Source organism: Methylocaldum sp. MU1018, assembly GCF_053646775.1.
Genome location: NZ_CM132195.1, coordinates 3,879,179 through 3,897,829 on the forward strand (window position 1 = coordinate 3,879,179; position 18,651 = coordinate 3,897,829).

The 18,651-nt window shown below is 61.9% G+C and carries 15 protein-coding genes; 5 read left to right on the top strand and 10 right to left on the bottom strand.

The window, feature by feature from the left end; genetic code table 11:
• Positions 1–2: 2 nt before the first annotated feature.
• The 8 genes from ACWJKU_RS17810 to ACWJKU_RS17845 all read right to left on the bottom strand — a co-directional run bounded on the left by ACWJKU_RS17810 (position 3) and on the right by ACWJKU_RS17845 (position 11,607).
• Positions 3–2,408, bottom strand: a complete 2,406-nt coding sequence (locus tag ACWJKU_RS17810; protein WP_454144479.1) for a LodA/GoxA family CTQ-dependent oxidase — start codon at positions 2,406–2,408, stop codon at positions 3–5.
• A gap of 17 nt (positions 2,409–2,425) precedes the next feature.
• Entirely contained in the window at positions 2,426–4,534 is a 2,109-nt protein-coding gene (locus tag ACWJKU_RS17815) for a tyrosinase family protein (RefSeq protein WP_454144481.1), read from the bottom strand.
• Positions 4,535–4,611: 77 nt separating this feature from the next.
• Positions 4,612–6,654, bottom strand: a complete 2,043-nt coding sequence (locus ACWJKU_RS17820) for a multicopper oxidase family protein (RefSeq protein WP_454144483.1) — start codon at positions 6,652–6,654, stop codon at positions 4,612–4,614.
• Positions 6,655–7,448: 794 nt separating this feature from the next.
• A complete protein-coding gene (locus ACWJKU_RS17825) occupies positions 7,449–8,582 on the bottom strand; it encodes an aminotransferase class V-fold PLP-dependent enzyme (protein ID WP_454144485.1) in 1,134 nt (377 codons plus the stop codon).
• A 163-nt stretch (positions 8,583–8,745) separates the two neighbouring features.
• Complete coding sequence (locus ACWJKU_RS17830) at positions 8,746–10,161, bottom strand: L-serine ammonia-lyase (RefSeq protein ID WP_454144487.1); 1,416 nt, start codon at positions 10,159–10,161, stop codon at positions 8,746–8,748.
• A 532-nt stretch (positions 10,162–10,693) separates the two neighbouring features.
• Positions 10,694–10,852 carry a DUF7230 family protein gene (locus ACWJKU_RS17835; protein ID WP_454144489.1) on the bottom strand — a complete coding sequence of 53 codons (159 nt, stop codon included), beginning with the start codon at positions 10,850–10,852 and terminating at the stop codon, positions 10,694–10,696.
• A gap of 84 nt (positions 10,853–10,936) precedes the next feature.
• On the bottom strand, positions 10,937–11,212 hold the full coding sequence (locus ACWJKU_RS17840; RefSeq protein WP_454144491.1) for a cupin domain-containing protein: 276 nt from the start codon (positions 11,210–11,212) through the stop codon (positions 10,937–10,939).
• 17 nt (positions 11,213–11,229) lie between these two features.
• Positions 11,230–11,607, bottom strand: a complete 378-nt coding sequence (locus ACWJKU_RS17845; RefSeq protein WP_454144493.1) for a cupin domain-containing protein — start codon at positions 11,605–11,607, stop codon at positions 11,230–11,232.
• Positions 11,608–12,165: 558 nt separating this feature from the next.
• On the opposite strand from ACWJKU_RS17845, the gene ACWJKU_RS17850 reads away from it, so the two are divergent.
• Positions 12,166–12,474, top strand: a complete 309-nt coding sequence (locus ACWJKU_RS17850) for a hypothetical protein (RefSeq protein WP_454144495.1) — start codon at positions 12,166–12,168, stop codon at positions 12,472–12,474.
• A gap of 325 nt (positions 12,475–12,799) precedes the next feature.
• Entirely contained in the window at positions 12,800–13,168 is a 369-nt protein-coding gene (locus ACWJKU_RS17855; RefSeq protein ID WP_454144497.1) for a hypothetical protein, read from the top strand.
• Positions 13,169–13,196: 28 nt separating this feature from the next.
• Here ACWJKU_RS17855 and nhaD (ACWJKU_RS17860) read toward each other — a convergent pair whose 3' ends face one another.
• Positions 13,197–14,630, bottom strand: a complete 1,434-nt coding sequence (gene nhaD, locus ACWJKU_RS17860) for a sodium:proton antiporter NhaD (RefSeq protein ID WP_454144499.1) — start codon at positions 14,628–14,630, stop codon at positions 13,197–13,199.
• A gap of 182 nt (positions 14,631–14,812) precedes the next feature.
• On the opposite strand from nhaD (ACWJKU_RS17860), the gene nhaD (ACWJKU_RS17865) reads away from it, so the two are divergent.
• From nhaD (ACWJKU_RS17865) to ACWJKU_RS17875, 3 genes are all read left to right on the top strand, one after another.
• Positions 14,813–16,252, top strand: a complete 1,440-nt coding sequence (gene nhaD, locus ACWJKU_RS17865; RefSeq protein ID WP_454144501.1) for a sodium:proton antiporter NhaD — start codon at positions 14,813–14,815, stop codon at positions 16,250–16,252.
• 33 nt (positions 16,253–16,285) lie between these two features.
• Positions 16,286–16,543: a hypothetical protein gene (locus tag ACWJKU_RS17870; protein ID WP_454144503.1), complete on the top strand. Its 258-nt coding sequence runs from the start codon at positions 16,286–16,288 to the stop codon at positions 16,541–16,543.
• 241 nt (positions 16,544–16,784) lie between these two features.
• The gene (locus tag ACWJKU_RS17875; RefSeq protein ID WP_454144505.1) at positions 16,785–17,816 is read left to right on the top strand and encodes a VCBS repeat-containing protein; all 1,032 of its coding nucleotides are present in this window, start codon (positions 16,785–16,787) and stop codon (positions 17,814–17,816) included.
• 63 nt (positions 17,817–17,879) lie between these two features.
• Here the strand turns inward: ACWJKU_RS17875 and ACWJKU_RS17880 are convergent, their stop codons facing one another.
• The gene (locus ACWJKU_RS17880) at positions 17,880–18,545 is read right to left on the bottom strand and encodes a Crp/Fnr family transcriptional regulator (RefSeq protein WP_454144507.1); all 666 of its coding nucleotides are present in this window, start codon (positions 18,543–18,545) and stop codon (positions 17,880–17,882) included.
• Positions 18,546–18,651: the final 106 nt, after the last annotated feature.

Genomic DNA, 18,651 nt, shown 5'->3' on the forward strand with positions numbered 1-18,651 from the left:
GATCATTCTCCTGAGTTTGAGGATGGTTGTTGGGGATTGGCGATGACGCTGGCTTGTGCGTCGGAGGCAGCGACACGCTCCGTGCCGGCGCGTTCCACGCTGTAATAGCGGTTATCCGGCCCCGAGCTCGGCGTCCGGGCGCTATCCGCCGGCAAATAGGGATTTCGAATGATGAAACCCAGCTTCCACCATTCGTTCACCATCTTGAAGTCGCCGGCATGGGTTTGTTGAATGCCGCGGCTCCAGGTGGTCCAGGCCGTCAGCGGCTGTCCCTGATCGTCGAAGCCGGTGAGTTCCATGGATTGCAACGGCCGATGGGCCGGCCACCACAAGGTCTCCCAGGTTTTCTCGTTCAGCTTCAGGCGCAGGTCGTGCTCGCTGTCCGGATTGATGTTGTTCCAATCGGCGTAGGTGATGTTGACGATATTGGTGGTGCACTCGTTGAAGTCGGCCTGCCAGGGTAAGGCCATGTACTTGGTCAAATCGCCGGGCTGTAGGCCGACGTCGAAATCGTTGTCCTGGCTGAGCGGGCTATCGATGGCAAAGGTGACGTCGTCGAGGTCGCTGCCGTGGTTGGCGTTCGCCTGGGCGGCGGACTGGAGGAAATCGGACCATCGCCGGTCGGCCTTGATGCGGTAAGGCTCCCGGTAAACGGACGGGTTACGCATGATCCAGCCGACCTCGCCGCCGGGACAAAAAGCCCCTCCCAGGAGATTGCTCAAGACGCTCCGGTCCAGTTCTCTTCCGGTTTTCGGAGGCGTCGTGGGATGGGGCATGAACACGGGATAGGTCTCGGGATCGAGCCATCCCTCTTCCATTTCGTTGATGAAACATCCCTCGGCCCATTGCCGGAGTACGAACAACTGGTAATCGGTGAGCCGTAAGAATTTCGAAGGAGCTTCGTTGGACAAGGGATTGTCGCCGCACAGCAGCGGCATCAGCGGCAGGTTGTGCACCCGGCTGCCGATCTTGTCTTCCAGCTTGAATTCATTCTCCTCGCCGTTACGCCTCAAGAGATCGAACAGAAAACGGCGCATGGGACCATAGGGGTCCAACACCCAGCGGCCGTCGCTGTCTTGCCGCGGCGAACTCCGGGTCTCGACGCGGGCTTCGCCTTGCTGGGCTTCGCGGGCCGCCTTCACGCCGTCGGCGGCCGATCGGCCGGCGGGACTTTCCGCGCGGAGACAAGCTAGGGTGACGGGGTTCGGGGCGGCGGCCGCCGCTTCGTAGTCGACCTTGTCCCGGAAGCGCTTGGGCGTTTGCGCCAGCAGGCAAGGGTTGAACGTGCCGCGCCGTTCCTGGTCGTGAGGAAAATTCGACTGGGCCAGAATATCGGTCAGATAGATGAACTCGTTGGGGCGGAACAGGATGGGCCAGACATCGCGGTAGAACCAGGGCTTGTAGTCCCGGTTCCAGGTCAGCCGGCCGGTTTTCCATTGGCTGAGCGCCACCGGGTCGCGGGGCGGTATGGTCTCGGGACAGGCAAAGCTGCCGAGTTGTCCGTACAGGGCGGTGTCGTAGGCGAACTCGCGCAGAAACAGATCGTACATCACCTCGTCCAGGGTGATCATGTCGAGGATCTGCGGCACGAAACGCGGATAGCCGACCAGCACCCAGGCCGGGTATTCGACGTCGATATAGCGGGTCTGGCCGACCTGTTCGGAAAACATGACCAGCCGGGCCATCACCGGCCCGTCGGACACGTCGTCGTACCAGCCGTCGTTGTTGGCGTAATCGGCGATATGCGGTTCGCCGGGGCCAGATTTTTCGCTGCCGGAACGGCCGTAGCCCCCCAGCACCAGCAATCGGCCTTCGTCATCGGTCAGGATTTCGCCCAGCGTATCGATGTCGTGAGGTTCCAGCCCGCGCGGCGGGAAGGTGGCGGCGTAGGTGCCGTTGCCGGAGCGGTCGAAGCGGGCCCGCCGCCGGGTGCGGATGTCGACGCTGCGGGGACCGGGATCGATGATCAGGCGGTCGCGATCCGCGACCCCGGCGTTGCGGCGCGGATGGGTGGCCGGGTCGTAGCCGTGTTCGCCGGCCCGTTGCCTGAACTCGTACCAGGAGGCTTTCTTGTTGGCGAGATATACCCGCCACTGGATGTCGATCAGCGTGCCGTGGTTGCCGCCCCCTGCGACCGGATCGCCGAGTTTCAGCGGTCGGCCTTCGGGGCTCTCGTCGTCGTAGACGAAGACCTGGAAACGGGCGGCCTGGCGCTTGATGCGGCCGTCCTTGTCCTTGAAGGTCTTCACCAGCACCGGGCCGGAGCCGTCCGGAGCGAGAATGGGATTGCCCTGGGCATCGCATTCCTGGGGCAGGCCGGCCGGAACCTCCGGGGCGATGTAGAATTCGGTCTCGCTGTTGCCGAGCCGGGCAATGCCGATACCGGGGTGTATTTTGTAGGTCGTCACGATCTTGTCTCCCGCAATCAGTCGAGGAAATTCAGGGATACCCCTTCGAGCTTGAGGAGATCGATCTCCTCCTCGTAATCGGCGCCGATGACGACCAGCGTGATTTGCAGCTCATCGGCGTTTTCCAGCAGCCGCCGCGCGCATTCCGTCACGTCGATGCGGTGATTGCGCGGCATGTTGTGGCTGCGGGTCCGGTGGTCGTATTCCCGCGCTCGGGGCGGAGGGATGTCGCAATGGCCGGGGCCGCCGTAACAGGCGCCGTGGCCGAAGATCGCGAGATAGCCCGCGAAGTGCGGATTGCCGCGCCACTCGGTGCGGGCGTCGGCGCCGGGCAGGTTCAGGAAGACGCGGATGAAGCAGGATCGGACCAATTGCGGCACCCAATGCAGCCGAACTTCCGCCTTGCGGAAGCCCTTGGTACGCTCCGGGACCCGAATGGGTTGCGACAGGAAGCGGCCCACCGGCGCCTCCAGCCCGACGGGAATGAAGTGCGAGCCGCGCACGTATTCGTAGCCGAACCGGGCCACGTTCAGGGTGTCCCGCAGGGTGTAGTTCCAGGGCGAGAGAATCGCGTCCAGTTCGACCGGATTAGCGTTGGGATTCATTCTCTGCCATTCCCACCAAAGGCGGTCCACGTTGACGTGGATCGGCCAGAACACCGGATCGTAGGACGCGGTGAGATTGCTGAACATGTCGCCGAGCGGCGGCTGCTGGTACATGTCCGAGCGCGAGTGGAAGCGCCGCCCGCCGGCCCGCACCATCAGGTTGCGGCGTTCGCCGAGGTCTTTCACGGAGACCGCGGCCTGCGTCCTGGCCGCCGGCGGGACGTTCTCGTACGAGCCTTGGCCGCCGCCGTACGGATTCTGGCCGCCGGTCCAGATATGCAGGGTATTGTGCGGGTTCTGATCGATGAAGCCGAAGGCCGCGTCGTAGATACTGCCGCCGCCGAAGTCGCGGAAATTGTTCAGCGCCATGATCTGGCGGATGTCCTCGGCGGAAGGGTAGTGGTAATGGATGACCTGGTTGATGGTGCCGCCGTTCTGATATTCGGCGGGGTAGCGCAAGGGATACCACAGCGGGTTCGAGGCCAGCAGGGCGTCGATCATGCGTTGGCGATTGCGGTCCCCGGGACTCGGCGTGACATGGGTATAGCCGATGTCGTTGTATACGTGGCGGAAGAAAGTCGTTTGCGAAACGAAGCTGCGCCGTTGTTCCGCCAGGGCGCGAAACGCTTTTCTTTGCGCTTCGGTCGGCGTGGGGTCGAGTGCGCCCAAGAGTTCCTCGACGGCGGACTCCGTCAAGAACGCCTGGAAGGATTTGGGAATGATCCAGCCGAGCTCCGGCCTGTCCGGGCGGTATTGGGGCATGGTCCAGTCCCAGTAGGGCAGCGTGATGTCCGGGTCGAAATCCTGGAGATTCTGCTCGAACTCGTAGAGATAGGCGCGATGCCAGGGCAGGAAACGCTCCCAGCCGTGCTGGCAATGGTTTTGATGGATCAGCGCCTGGTTGTTGTAGCTGCGCCGGTCCTCGGTCCAGTCGTTCAGGTCATAGATATGCCGGAAAGCCTTCCGCAGCCGCTCGAGTTCGGCTTCGCCCAGACAATCCAGATTGGCGCGCTGTTTCAGTTCGCCGGGCCGGACGGGGCGGCGCGCGCCTTCCGGCGCCAAGCCGAATTCGGCGAGTTCCCGTGCGGCGATATGCGCCGCGCCGCCGGCTTCGAGCCGCAGCGGGACGGATTCAAGCGCCGTTTCATGCCCGCCGTCCGGACAGCCGCCGTCGATCCAGTCGGCGATGATCTCGATGTCCGCCGCCGCGACCGGGCGGCCGCCCCAGGGCAGACGCGGAAACTGGCCGCCGTCGAAAGGCGGCTCGCCTTTGAGGCCCTGGATGAGCCCCGAAACCGCGCTCCGGCAGTATTGATCGGGCCTGCCGGCATGGCAGCACGCCGGCGGGGTTTCCGGCGCGATCATCCGTATGCCGTGGATGATCGCGGATTTGAGAACCTCCACGCCCTGATCCCAGAAGCGTCCGATGCCGCCGTAATCCGCCGGGCTGTCCCCGGCGGCGGCGTTCAGTATCTCCCGGACACGCCGGTAGCCGGCGAGATGGGTTTGATTCGATGACATGTCTATACCCTCTTGAATGGAAGGATGCGCCGGACCGGAATTCTTGATTATCGTGGGGGCCCGGCGCCGTCTGTCGCTTAGTGATGGCCGACGACGGAGGTTCCGCCCTGGCCGTTCGGAAGTCCGATGCTGACGTTCTGCATCATGCCTTGATCCTCGTGGTCGAGGATGTGGCAATGCAGCACGTATTCACCGATGTAGCGCTGGTAGCGGGTGCGCACCACGAGGGTGTAGATGCCTTTCGGCGCCGTGCTGGACGGAATCAGGCTTTTCACCCAGAGCGTGTCCTTCCACACGCCTTTCAAGCCCGGATATTGCGGGTCCGCCGTTCCACCGGCGTCGTCGACCGCGCCGGGCACGCTGACATCCTTCCCGTTCGGATCGAGAATCTTGACGATTTGGAAAGGGTTCACATGGATGTGGAACGGGTGGCTGACGAAGCGCGACTGCAAAGTCCATTCATCCACGCCGCCCAGGGTCAGGGTCCGGTCGATGCGCGCGGGATCGTAAGGCTTGAAATCGGGGCTCGAGCCCAGATCGTTACTGACCTCGAATTTGGTGTTTTCCGTCGAGGTGTCGATGAAAAACGCCAACTCCTGCTTGCCGGTGACCTCGCTGTCGGCGATGTCCGGATGCGGCGTGAAGCGGGTGAGTTTCAGTCCGTTCTTCAGGTCGGCCACGATGTCGGCCCGGACCGGAACCGGCATGGTCCGCTCGGCGGCGGCCACGAGCTCTTTGCTCAGATAGTCGTGAATGTTGCCGACCGCAGCTCCGCGAGCGGCCACGACCACACCCAGCAATTGCCGGCTCTCCGCCGATTGGCTGACGCTGGCCGCGGGCGAGGCCGACGCATCGATCACGCAATAGTTGCCCTCCAACGGAAACACCACCAGCGCATCGCTGCGGTAGCCGGGCTGCAAGGTCGTCAGGGAGGTCTGCCACGCCGCCGCCCGGGTCAGGCCGTCGTCGGCGATGACATGGTAGGGAATGGGATCGCCCACGCAATTATCCCCGATGTAGCGATCGGCATCGGCGGCTCTAAGTGTGTCGATGCGGGGCGCGCCGGCCCTCAGCCGCCGAAATTCCAGGCTGATGGTGTCGCGCACGCCCGCGTGGATCATCCGCCAGCGCTCGATTTCGCCCGCCCTGGTATGGAAGGTCGGCAAAATGCTGCCGTTGATGCTGGTGTAGCGGCCGGATTGGCTCCAGGTGCCGGGGCCGAAATTGTCGTAAGACTCGATAACGCCCGTCTCCCCTTCGCTGCAATTCCAGATGTCTCCGCCAGGTTTGGGGCAGTAATACTGGATCTGCTGCAAAACCAGAATCCGTTCCCGCAAGGCGCCGCCGTCGCGGTTTTTCAGCAGGGTGTCGATGTCGCCGTTGGTCTTCTCGCCGGGCAGCCGGTCACCGCGCACGATGAGAGCGCCGGCCATGCCGCTCGAGACCTGGAGCGCAGTCGAGCCGTGCCGGTGCGTGTGGTACCAGAAAGTGCCGGCCGGATGGTCGGGCGGAATGTTGTATTCGTACTGAAAGCTCACGCCGGGATCGATCGACAGCAGCACATTGTCGCTGTTGCCGGTCGGACTGACCCACAAGCCGTGCGAGTGCAGGTTGGTTCCGTTGAAGCAATGGGGAGTGTTGATATCGCCTTTTTGATCGGTACAGGACGGATCGGCCGGCAGCTTGTTGTTGAGAGTGATGCGTACCGTATCGCCCGGCGTCACCTCGATGGTGGGAGCGACGTAGGGCCGCTTCGGGTCGATGTCGGTCCCGGCATAGCTGCGCAGCCGCACCTTGTCGTACTGCCCGGTGGCCGGGTTGTAGAGCTGGCCGTCGGTATAGACGATGTCGAGGTCGAACTGCCGCTCGAGGCCGGCCTTGGGTCCGGTTTGCGGGCGCGCCATGAGTGTCGCCCGGGCCGGCGATTCCTTGCGGAGTTCGAGCAGCGGCGGATTTTCCACCCGGCGTTCCGCGGCATCCGCTCGAGCGGGAGCCGCGCTCCACAGTGCGATGGGAACCATCGCGGCAAGCGCGGCGGCGATACCGGAGCAGCCGGCCCGGAACGCGGGATCACCTCCCGCCGCATCCACACATCGGCGAATTCTTTTAATTCGGGTCATTGCATAATCCTCTTTAAGAATGTTGTTTTAATACGGGCTGTGACCGTTCTCTGAATGACGCTTCCCTGTCCGTTCGCTGTCCAGGACTCACCCTAACGGCCGAGGATGAAACGGATCGCGCAGGCCCTTTTCGATTCCGGAGCCGAACGCCGGTCTCTTTAATCTTTCAAACGCACCGAATGCGGCAGAGCATTGAGGCCATCCAATCGGTCGAGGCGGGCATCAGCTGAAAAACAGAAAAGTGTATCTAGATTGATACAATTCCCAGGATCGAACAAGGTAATATGTCACTTGCCCAATGTGCGGTAGTTCACAGAAAGAAAAATAATTTTGTGAATGCGATTCGATTGAAAGACGGAGCGCCAAAGAACGCGGCGCAAAAATTGATGGCGCGCGATACATCCGATAGGCGCAGGGAATCCAAGGCGCATAGCCCGAACGAGGGCAAAAGGGTAAGCGGGGAAAGACGAAGCGGACGGGTGGCTCTGCGGCAAGCTGTCGGGCGCTCTCTCGTGAAACTCCGAGCGTCCGCCTTCAATTTAGAGCCTATCCCAGTAGGCCGTTCGCCCTGAGCTTGTCGAAGGGTTTCTTGAGCCTACTGGGATAGGCTCTTAATCCGGAAACGGCGGTTGGACGCACCCGAAGGCGAGATAGGCGGGCGCGTGGGACGGCCCGGCTTCGTCGGACTTTTCGGGCGTATCCGGGTGGGCGACCGCCGTTTCCAGGTTTAGAGTGTTTTCCGATCTGTTGTAGCGTCCGCGAGCATCGCCGGGGCGCGGCGATCCGGCCATCGCTCAGAATGTTTCGATCCGATCCAGCACCTGCGTCAGGGTCGCGACCGTCCGATCGAGGTTGCGCAGCTTGTCGAGGCCGAACAAACCCAGGCGGAAAGTTTTGAAGTCGGCGCCTTCGCCGCATTGCAGCGGGACGCCGGCCGCGATCTGCAAGCCGAGGTCGGCGAATTTCTTGCCGCTCTTGACGGCGTCGTCGTCGGTATAGCACACCACCACGCCGGGCGCGCCGAAGCCTTCGGCTGCGACCGATTTGAAACCGCGCTCGGCCAATGCCGAACGGACGCGGCGGCCGAGCTCGAGCTGTTCATCGCGCGCCCTGGCGAATCCGTAAGTTTCGGTTTCGCGCATCACCTCGCGCAACGCGCGCAGGGCATCGGTCGGCAGGGTGGCGTGATACGCGTGGCCGCCCTGTTCGTAGGTTTCCATGATTTGCAGCCATTTCTTCAGGTCGGCGGCAAAGCTGGTGCTGGCGGTGCTTTCGATGCGCTCGCGCGCGGCCGGGCTCAGCACGACCAGCCCGCAGCAGGGCGGGGCGCTCCAGCTTTTTTGCGGCGCGCTGATCAGGATATCCACCCCGGTCCGACGCATATCGACCCAAACCGTGCCGGATGCAATGCAATCGAGCACGAACAGGCCGCCAACCGCGTGTACCGCGTCCGCCACGGCGCGCAGGTAGGCGTCGGGCAGAATCATGCCGGCCGAGGTTTCGACGTGCGGGGCGAACACCAGGTCCGGCTTGTCGCGGCCGATGGCGGCAACGACCTCTTCGACCGGCGCCGGCGCGTAGGCCGGCTGCGGTCCGGACTCGACCGGGCGCGCCGCCAAGACGACGGATTCCGACGGAATGCCGCCCATCTCGAAGATTTGGGTCCAGCGATAGCTGAACCAGCCATTGCGGATGACCAGACATTTCTTGCCCGTGGCGAACTGGCGCGCCACGGCCTCCATACCGAATGTGCCGGAGCCGGGCACGATGACGGCTGTGCGGCCGCCGTACACGGTTTTCAGGATGCGCGAGATGTCGCGCATGCTTTCCTGAAACACTTTCGACATGTGGTTGGTCGCGCGGTCGGTGTAGACCACCGAGTATTCAAGCAGGCCATCGGGATCGACGCCGGGTAGTAATCCAGGCACGGTTTCATCTCCTCGTGGTTGGTTTTGGCATTAACGCAATCTGTGCGCCGAGGCCGGCGGCGACCGGCGGATTGTCGGGAATACGGCACGCGCGAGAGTGCGATGACATGCCGCTCCGTTTCCGGTCGAAGGCCTGGCGCGCGCCGGAAGCTTCCCTCTTCGCTCAGCACTCCGGCACGTTCACCGGAATGTGTACCGCCAGGCCGCCCTCGGCGGTTTCCTTGTAGCGGCTGTTCATGTCCTTGGCGGTTTCCCACATGGTCCGGATCACCGCATCGAGGCTGACCCTGGCGTCCGCCGGATCGCTGTCCAGGGCGATGGCGGCGGCGGTGATGGCCTTGACCGCGCCCATGGTGTTGCGCTCGATGCACGGAATCTGCACCAGCCCGCCGACCGGATCGCAGGTCAGCCCGAGATGGTGCTCCATGGCGATTTCCGCCGCCTGCAACACCTGCTCCGGCGTGCCGCCCGAAACTTCCGCCAGCCCCGCCGCCGCCATCGCGGACGACACGCCGATTTCGGCCTGACAGCCGCCCATGGCGGCGGAGATGGTGGCGTTCTTTTTGAACAAGGTGCCGATCTCGCCGGCGGTCAGGAGGAAGCGGATGATCTTGTCCTCGTCGAAGCCGTCGACGAAGCACCAGGCATACATCAGCACCGCGGGAATCACGCCGGCCGCGCCGTTGGTGGGCGCGGTGACGATCCGCCCGAAGCAGGCGTTCTCCTCGCTGACGGCCAGGGCGAAACACACCACCCAGCGGTCGACGTTGGCGAAATCGCGGGATTGATGCCGGAGAAGATCGGACCATTGCTCGATCGTCGTATAGGTCGCGCCGTTCAGCAATTTGCGATGAATTTCCGCGGCTCTGCGCCGGACCCGCAAGCCGCCGGGCAGATAGCCCTCGCGGTGCACGCCGCGGAAGATGCAGTGCCGGATTTCCCGCCACAGCCGCAACGCCTCGGCGTCGATGTCGTCCCGGCGCCTCCAGGCCTGTTCGTTCAAATAGGTCAGATCGGACACGGACAAGCCCAGCGCCCGGCAGTTCCGCAGCAAATCCCGCCCCGAGTGGCAGGGATAAGGCGTTACGATGCGCGGCGCCGAGGCGGCGGCCGTGTCGTCGTCGGCGGCCACGAATCCGCCGCCCAGGGAATAATAGGTGCGTTCGACGATATCGCCGCCCTGGAGGACGGCCCGGAAACGCATCCCGTTGGCGTGACGCGGCAGCGTGATGGCGTCCTCGAACACCAGGTCCCGCTCATAGACGAAGGGCAGGTTCCGCTTTCCGCCCAGGGGCAGCACGCCGCCGGCCTTGATCGCCGCGACCCGATCCGGAATGGCGGCGGTGTCGATCCGGGTGTAATCCTCGCCCGAAAGCCCCATCAGCACGGCCACGTCGGTGCCGTGCCCGCGCCCGGTCTTGGCGAGAGAACCATACAATCGGACGGTCAGGGATTCGACCCGCGCCGGATCGCCCAACTCGTTCAAAAACAAGACCGCCGCCCGCCACGGCCCCATGGTATGAGAGCTGGAAGGACCGATACCCACTTTGATGATCTCGAACGCACTGATGGAATCCATGACATCCGCTACTGCCGGCAAACAGGGAGGAGAAGAACGCTTCAATCTAAAAACTGCAGTTGAATTTCCGAAATGACCGCCATGCCACGCCGGCCCTCACTCCACCCCCTCGCCCGGAGGGCAAGGGGCCAAACGCCCTTCGCCCGACCTTGAAAACGCCCTCTCCCTTTGGGAGAAGGTCGGGTGAGGGTCTTGGGAGAAGAGCGGGGGATGAGAGCTTAGGGCTTTTCAGGTTGTTTCCAACGGCCGGATTCAGGCTCAAAGACTGCGCAAAACCGGGGCGCCGATCAAGAAGGGCAGGCGAAATTCACTATATGTCCGGCGGGATGTCGTCCGCGGCTCTCGGCCAGGACACGGGCGGCAATCCTGCGGCCGAACGCAGCGTGACACGGGATTTCGACCAAACCTTCATTTGCAGGTCTCTGGGCGCCAAGGATACTCAAGGCCATCTCCCGCCGAAGTTCAATTGCGTGCCGAATGCGTTCGTTTTCCCTGCCGGCGTCGATCAGTCCCGATCAAGAGCCTTTTCCGATCAGGCGGCGCGGATCGGAAAAGGCTCTTGGCCTTTGTGCTTGAGCTTGCGGGTGTAGGTGCGGCCGTCGCGAAACGTGGCGGCACGGTTGAATTTCCCGGCGTACTTGGCGACCGGGTTGGTCAAGGGAATCGAAGGTCGTTTGGTTTTCTTGCTCATGGTTTCGTTCTCGTTCAAATGTCTCCGCCGAAGATCGGCTCGCAACTCAGACCGCTTCGATAAGAATCGGTTCCCGAGCCCGTTTCACGAAAAGTTGTAGTGCTTCCGCACGGTTTCGAGGATTTTCCAGGTGCATTGCAGCCCGGTCCGGAAGGTCACCAGATCGCCTTTGGCGAATTCCGCCGGCTCGCCGCCTTCGGGCGTCACGATCACGCGGCCCTCCAGGAGATAGCAGGTTTCGGTCTCGTCGTAAGTCCACGGGAATTCGGACGGCTCCTTGCTCCACACCGGCCATTGCCGGACGCCCATAGACTCGAGCCGATCCTCGCCGACTTGTTTTTCGATACGGATATCGGTCATGACGTTCTCTCCCGATGTTATCGTGGCTTGATCGACGGTTCCGAGGCGGCACTTCCGCCGTAGTGCAAAGCCAGCCATACGGTGGTCGTATTTTCGGGCGTCCAGTTTACGCGATGGCGGCAATGCGCCGGAAGCAACAGGGCATCGCCGGGGCGCAAACTCGTCTCGCCGGCCTGCCCCTCGATCGCGAGGCGCGCCTGACCTTGAAGCAGCAGCACCCATTCGTCCCGGTCCTGATCGTACCATTGACCTTCCGGCGTGGCATGTCCCCGGGAAAGAATGCGCTCCAGCCGGAAAGCCGGCGTTTCCAGCAGAACGTCGAATCTTTCCTCGGGCAAATCCTCAGGCAGATCGGCCAGCAACGCGCTCGTCGATGTTTCAGACAACTTGAGCATTCCGGGAAAATCCTTTATGGCCGTCGTTCGATGTTTCAATCCGCGCTCGGCCTCATCCGCCGGACGAGAGCCCGACCGCGGACGGAGACCGCGGATCGCCCCTCCCCGTGCACAGGGAGATTGCCGGAAGGATAACGATGCGCCGCATCGCCGTCCAGATTCGGCCCTTGCGGACTCCTTCCTTGGCGCCCGTCCCTTGGGACCCGCCTGCCGGCGGTCCAGGTTCGTTCCCTTCGAACCAGTCCCCCTGAAGGGGAGGGTTTCAGCTCCGCTGCTCTTCGAGTCGGACCGGCAAGGCGTTCTGATGAAACCTTTATTCACAAAATCTGTGGATAAGGTTCTGCAAAAACCGGGAACAATCTCTTCCGGCCCGCATGATACGCGGGGCGCGCATCGTTGGGCAGGATTTCGGCACGACCCGCCGCCAAAGCGCCCTCGCCCCGGAAAGGGTCGCGACTCAAGCGGCCGTCTGCGATCGAGAGCGCGCAGCATTTTCCGTTTCTTCACTCCCGCCATCCGGTTTGATAGAGTGCCGGAAAAATCGATCGGGAGGAATCTATGACTGCGGCATTGTCGATGGTCGTCATCTTGGCGATCGCGGTTTGGTTTTATCAGACCGCTCAGCGGTTGAGTCTGCCCGCATTGGCTTGGGCCATCGGCGGGGTCATCGTGTATTACGGCGGTTTCCTGCTTTGGATGCAGGTGGTGCTGCGCTCGCTTCTGGGCGAGTCTTTCCACACGCACGGTTTCTGGCTGGGAATCGGCATGGACGTCACGGCGATTCTGGCCGGAGCGATCTGCGCCATTCTGTTCCGTTATTGGGTCATGATGAAAAAAGGCCGGAAGCCGTTCGAAACATCCTTCTAGCGCGTTTTCAATACGGACGCAGGGACGGCATAGGGAGCGGCTTCAGGCGCCCTTACGACGACACGAGCACGGAACGCCGTCAACGCGAGACGAAAATGCTCCAACCTTGCCGAGCGCCCGAACCGCAGCGGCAAAGCGACTTCCTGAGTCTGCGGTGCGTGCGGGCGAGTCCTCGGAGCCGGCGCCGATGGCCGACTTTCGCTCCGCGGGCCCGCTGTCGTTCCCTTGCGTCCTGCCCTCCCGACGTTTTCCGTTTCGGTTTTTTCGGTCTTCCGCGGAAATCTATCGGGCGACGAACAGTCTGAACGACTGTGGAGGACTCAGGATGAATATCAACGCATCGAATGTTCCGAACGACAGGTCTCTCTCCCATCTCCTCTATCTGTATCTGTGGCCGTTCCGGATCTTCGAAAACGTAAACACGGGGTCTTTCTTCAACCGCGCCGCGGCGTATCGCCGCAACCGATCCAAGCGCGGCTACCTGCCGGGTTATACCGCCCGGTGGACAGTCATTTTCGCGATGTTCACGGCCATGCTGGCCGCCTTCGAAAGCATGGGAAACGCCCATGCCGCATGGAAATTCTCATTTGTCCTGCTCGCCGGCGGAGCCGGCATCCTGGCAATATTGGCTTTTGTGGTGATCGTGATGACGATCGCCGTCTATCTGTTATTGACCCGCAGGGAGTCTTGCTAACGCCGATTGCCGGGATGCGCGGCGACGGTCAGAACAGCGCGGCGTTGAGCCAGAAGTGGGCGACGATGCTGCCGGCGTAGCCGAGGGCGATGACCGGCATCCACTTCAAATGGCTCATGAACGTGTAGGCGCCCCGGGTCTGGCCCATGAGCGCGACGCCGGCCGCCGAGCCGACCGACAGCAGACTGCCGCCGACCCCGGCGGTCAAGGTCACCAACAGCCATTGTCCCGCCGAGATATCCGGATTCATGGACAGAATCGCGAACATGACCGGAATGTTGTCTACGAAAGCCGAGGCGATGCCGACCAGAACGTTCGCCGGCGTCGCGCCCAGTTCGCCATAGAGATACTGCGAGGCGTGGCCCAGGTAGCCCAGAAAATCGAGCCCGCCCACGCACAGCACCACGCCGTAGAAAAACAGCAGCGTATCCCATTCCAGCTGCGCCAGTTTCTGGAAGACATCGAACGGCCCATCTTTCTCCGAGGGCAATTCTTCCTCCTCGTGCCGATCCATCAGGTTGGCCGGGATCTCGGGCTCTTCGCGATGGGTTATGTGCAGGTAATAACCGAAGAATTGAATATAAGTCAGGCCGGCCATCATCCCCACCGCGGCCGGCAAATGCAGGATGTTCGAGAACACCACGGCGGTCGCGATGGTCAGGAGGAACAAGATGACGATCCGTCTCGCGCCGCGCTTCATTTTGATGGCATCCGTGATTTCGGCCGGGCGTTCGTCCGGTATCGCGAAATGCATGATCGCCGCGGGCAGCACGAAGTTGACGACCGCCGGAACGAATAGGGCGAAGAAACCCCAGAACGTGATTTTATGCTGTTGCCAGACCATCAGGGTCGTGATGTCGCCGAAGGGACAGAACGCGCCGCCGGCGTTCACGGCCACTACGGTGTTGACGCAGGATAGTGCGACGAAGCGCGGATTGTCCTTGCCGACAGCCATCACGACGGCGGTCATCAGCATCGCCGTGGTCATGTTGTTGGAGATGGACGAGATGAAGAACGCCAGAATCCCGGTGATCCAGAACAGCGAGCGATAGCCGAGCCCCTTGCTGACCAGCCAGGCCCTGACCGCTTCGAACACCTGCCGCTCCTCGAGCGCATTGACGTAAGTGATCGACACGATCAGGAACAGAAACAGCTCGCCGTAATCCAGCACCAGGGTCCGCACCGCGTCCTCGGCGAGCTGCGGCTGGCCTTTCAAGTCATAGACGACGGCAATCGCAGCCCAGATGATCGCCGCGGCCAGCATCATGGGCTTGGATTTCTTGAGCTCGGTGACTTCTTCGAGGACGACGAAGAGATAAGCCAGCACGAAAGCGGCTATCGACAGATAGCCGACGAAGTGTCCGGTCAGATCCAAAACTTGACCGTCCATCGGGGCGGCCAAGGCGGTGAGCGGCAGAACGGCCGCTAAAAAAATCAATAAAATCTTAAATTTCGGGGTCATTCGAAAACCTTTTTCGGATGCGAAAATCGCGCCGAGCCTGTCGAGACGCAGCGCTACGTCACATAATTCTTACGGTTTAAATAGGAAATGGTAGCATTTGCGGGCACCGAGTCCGAGCGCACGCTTCCGCCCCGGATCGCCGGAAACTTCGAAAAACGGGTTCAATTCGAGCAAGGTTGATAATGAATTTACCGAAATCCCTGATCGGCGGCTTGCTGCTGTTTCTATCCACTGCGGCGCTGGCTCAAGAAGGCGGCGGTACTGCCGCAGACCGGCTGGATCTTACGCACCATGTCGTCGGCTATTCGGCCGTCGTCATTTTCTTTCTGGCCTATGCCCTCGCCATGATCGAGGAAATCACCGATCTCCGAAAATCCAAGCCGATGGTATTCGCCGCCAGCCTGATTTGGGTGTTGGTGGCGGTCATGTACGTCCGGCAGGATTTGGGCGAGGTCGCCGAGCAAGCGTTTCGGGCGAGTCTGGAAGGGTACGCGGAACTGTTTCTCTTTCTCCTGGTCTCGATGACCTACCTCAATGCCATGGAAGACCGCGGGGTCTTCGAGAATCTTCGCGTCCGGCTGCTCAGCAAAGGGTTCAGCTACCGGCGACTGTTCTGGATCACCGGGATTCTGTCGTTCCTGCTCTCGTCCGTCTGCAACAATCTCACCACGGCGCTGCTGATGGGCGCGGTGATCATGGCCATGGGACAGGACAACCGCCGCTTCATCACGCTGGCCTGCATCAATGTGGTGGTCGCCACCAATGCCGGCGGCTCGTTCAGCCCCTTCGGCGACATCACGACCCTGCTGGTCTGGCAGAAAGGCGTCGTGCCGTTCGTCGACTTCTATTCGTTATTGATTCCGTCCATCGTGAACTTCGTGCTGCCCGCGGCGATCATGCACTTCTTCATACCGAAGGCAAAACCCGCGGCGGCGGCCGAGGCGCAGGCGATGAAAAGAGGCGCAATTCCGGTGATCGTGATGTTTTTGTTGACCATCGCCACCGCCATCGGCTTCGAAAACCTGCTCAACCTGCCGCCCGCGGCCGGCATGCTGGCGGGACTGACCTATCTGAAATTCTTCAGCTATTACCTCCAGAAAACCGGGACATCGTGCGGCAGCCGGGAAGAGTTCAGCGATACCGACGCGATGGAAATTCCCTATAACCTCGACGAAAGCCAGGCGTTCGACGTATTTCACAACGTCTCGCGGCTGGAGTGGGACACCATGCTGTTTTTTTACGGGGTCATGGTCAGTGTCGGCGGACTGAGCTTCATCGGCTATTTGGACTACGCCTCGGAATTTCTCTACACGGATCTGAACCCCACCATCGCCAACGTCTTGGTCGGTATCGTCTCCGCTTTCATCGACAACGGCACCATCATGTACGCCGTGCTGACCATGAATCCGGATATCTCGGCGGGACAATGGCTGTTGGTGACCTTGACCGCCGGGGTCGGCGGCAGCCTGCTCGCCATCGGCTCGGCGGCCGGCGTGGGCCTGCTGGGACAGGCGAAAGGCGTCTATACCTTCGGCGCCCATCTCAAATGGATGCCGGTCATCGCCCTCGGCTACGCCGGCAGCATCGTCGTGCATTTCCTGATCAACGGCCGGTATTTTTAAAGAAGCGCGGCATCCCGCCGGCGCCGGCTTGCGATGAATCATGGCGGCACCGCGGCGGTGTCAGAAAATTTTACATGCCGTGAACCGGACGGCGGTGCCGCTCCTACCCTCTCCAAGGCTTGGCAGATCAGTAACCTACAGCCGATCCCATCGGTCTTGGGCAAGATCGGGCTGGCGTCGCCATTCGAAAATCGGGGTTCGCGGCAGATCCGGGAAAGCCGGATGTTTCATGAAGTTTGCAGAAACGAATCCCGCACCATTTCAAAAGCATTTTTAAAAACAAATGCTTAGAGATATGGCACGAAAACTGGCAGGATTAAAGCGGCGTTTGGATGAACGCTCCGAGCAGGAACCCGAGTTCGATCCGCTCGGTTCATCGGGATCGCTTGCAGGCGCGGCCAGCGCTTCGAGCGAAAACGGGGATGCCGGCAATGGGCCGGATTGAAAGGGATCGACATTCGCGGGTCTCATGCATGCACGCATGCCGACATGGAAGGGAGAATGTCAGATGGAACGCGACGACGGAAAAAGGATGAGCCGGAAGACGGTTCGCGATGAGAACTTCAAAGCCAAGGCCCGATTTACGGCATTGATGTACGGCCCCGGCCTCCTGGCTGGATTTTGGCTGGCCTCGGCCCACGCCGACCTGCCCTATACGCCCCGCATCCTCGACGATCCCATACTCCGGGCAAACGCGTTTTTGGACCAGAGTCAGGCCACGCTGGGGGACGTGAACGGCGACGGCATCCCCGATCTCCTGAAGAGCGCTTACTTGCAAGATGTGGGCGGCTCTCCTCACCAAGGCCAGGCTTTTGTTTTCAGCGGAGCCGACGGAAGCCTCCTCTACACTCTCGACGATCCCGTGCCCCAGGCCGGCGCCGGCTTCGGCGTGACCGTGGCCGGGCCGGGGGACGTCGACGGCGACGGCCGCCCCGACATCCTGGTAGGGGCGCCCAACCAAGATTCGAACGGCAATACTCTCCAGGGACAGGTCTTTGTGTTCAGCGGAGCCGATGGAAACCTGCTCCATATCCTGAATGCCCCTACCCCCCAGGCTAACGCCCTCTTTGGCGAGTCGGTGGCCGGGGCGGGAGACGTCGACGGTGACGGCCGCCCCGATATCCTGGTGGGGGCGCCCGGCCAAGACGTGGACCACATTTACCAGGGCCGGGCTTTTGTCTTCAGCGGGGCCGATGGGAGCCTCCTTCTGACCCTTGATGACCCGACGCCGCAGCGAAGCGCCGACTTTGGCTGGGCCGTGGCCGGGGCGGGGGACGTCGACGGCGACGGCCGTCCCGATATCCTGGTGGGGGCGGCCGACCAGACTGTGGGCGGTAACGATTCCCAAGGCCAGGCTTTTGTTTTCAGCGGAGCCGACGGAAGCCTCCTCTACACTCTCGACGATCCCGTGCCCCAGGCCGGCGCCGGCTTCGGCGTGACCGTGGCCGGGCCGGGGGACGTCGACGGCGACGGTCGTCCCGACACCCTGGTAGGGGCGCCCAGGCAAACCGTGGACGGCATGATGACGGGCCAGACCGTGCTCTTCGTCAGTAGATCTCCTTGATCGGTCGCCCCGCGGCGAGCGCGGCGGATAGCGTCATGGGTCCGGATCGCGACCCCGGTTCCATCACCAGGATGCGGGCAGTTTCCGGTGGATGCGTATGGATTTACGCTCGATCGAGAGATAGCCGCCGCGCTCCAAATCCTTCATGAGCCGGCTGACCATCTCTCGGGAACAGCCGATGATATTGGCCAGTTCCTGATGGGTCGTTTTTTCCGGGATGATCCATCCTTTCCCGTTCTCGACGGCCCTGTCGAGCAAGGCTTTGGCCAACCGCCCGTAGACATCCGACAGCGCGAGTCCCCGGACATTCTCGGTCAAGCAGCGAATCCGCTGAGTCAGGCTTCGGATGATGCTGAATGCGGCGTCCGGGTGGTTTCTCAGCCAGGCTTTCAAGGCCTGTCGCGGAATCAGGCTGCATACCGTAGGTTCCAGCGCCGCTATCGAGGCCGAACGGGGTTCGCCGTCGAGCAAGGACAGTTCCCCGAAAAAAGAGCCCGCGCCCTGGGTCGAAAGAATCACCATGCGCCCGCTCGGGCTGCTCAGATAGGCTTGCACTCTGCCGGAAAGGATGATGAACAGCGCTCCGCCTTCTTCGCCCTCGCGAATGATGACCGAATTCTTGGGATAGCTTTTTATAGCCGCGCAGGAAGCCAGCTCCGCAATGGCGGCATCGGCTACTTCGAAAAAATACGGGATATTTTTCAATCCCTGGAGCGTTTCGTTCGACACGATGGCATTCCGTTGGAGGAAACGAGAACTATCGATTTTTTTTCCGCCATTCTCGAATGTCGACGCGCGAGGCGCAACACGGCGTATCTGAACGCTGGTTCTTATT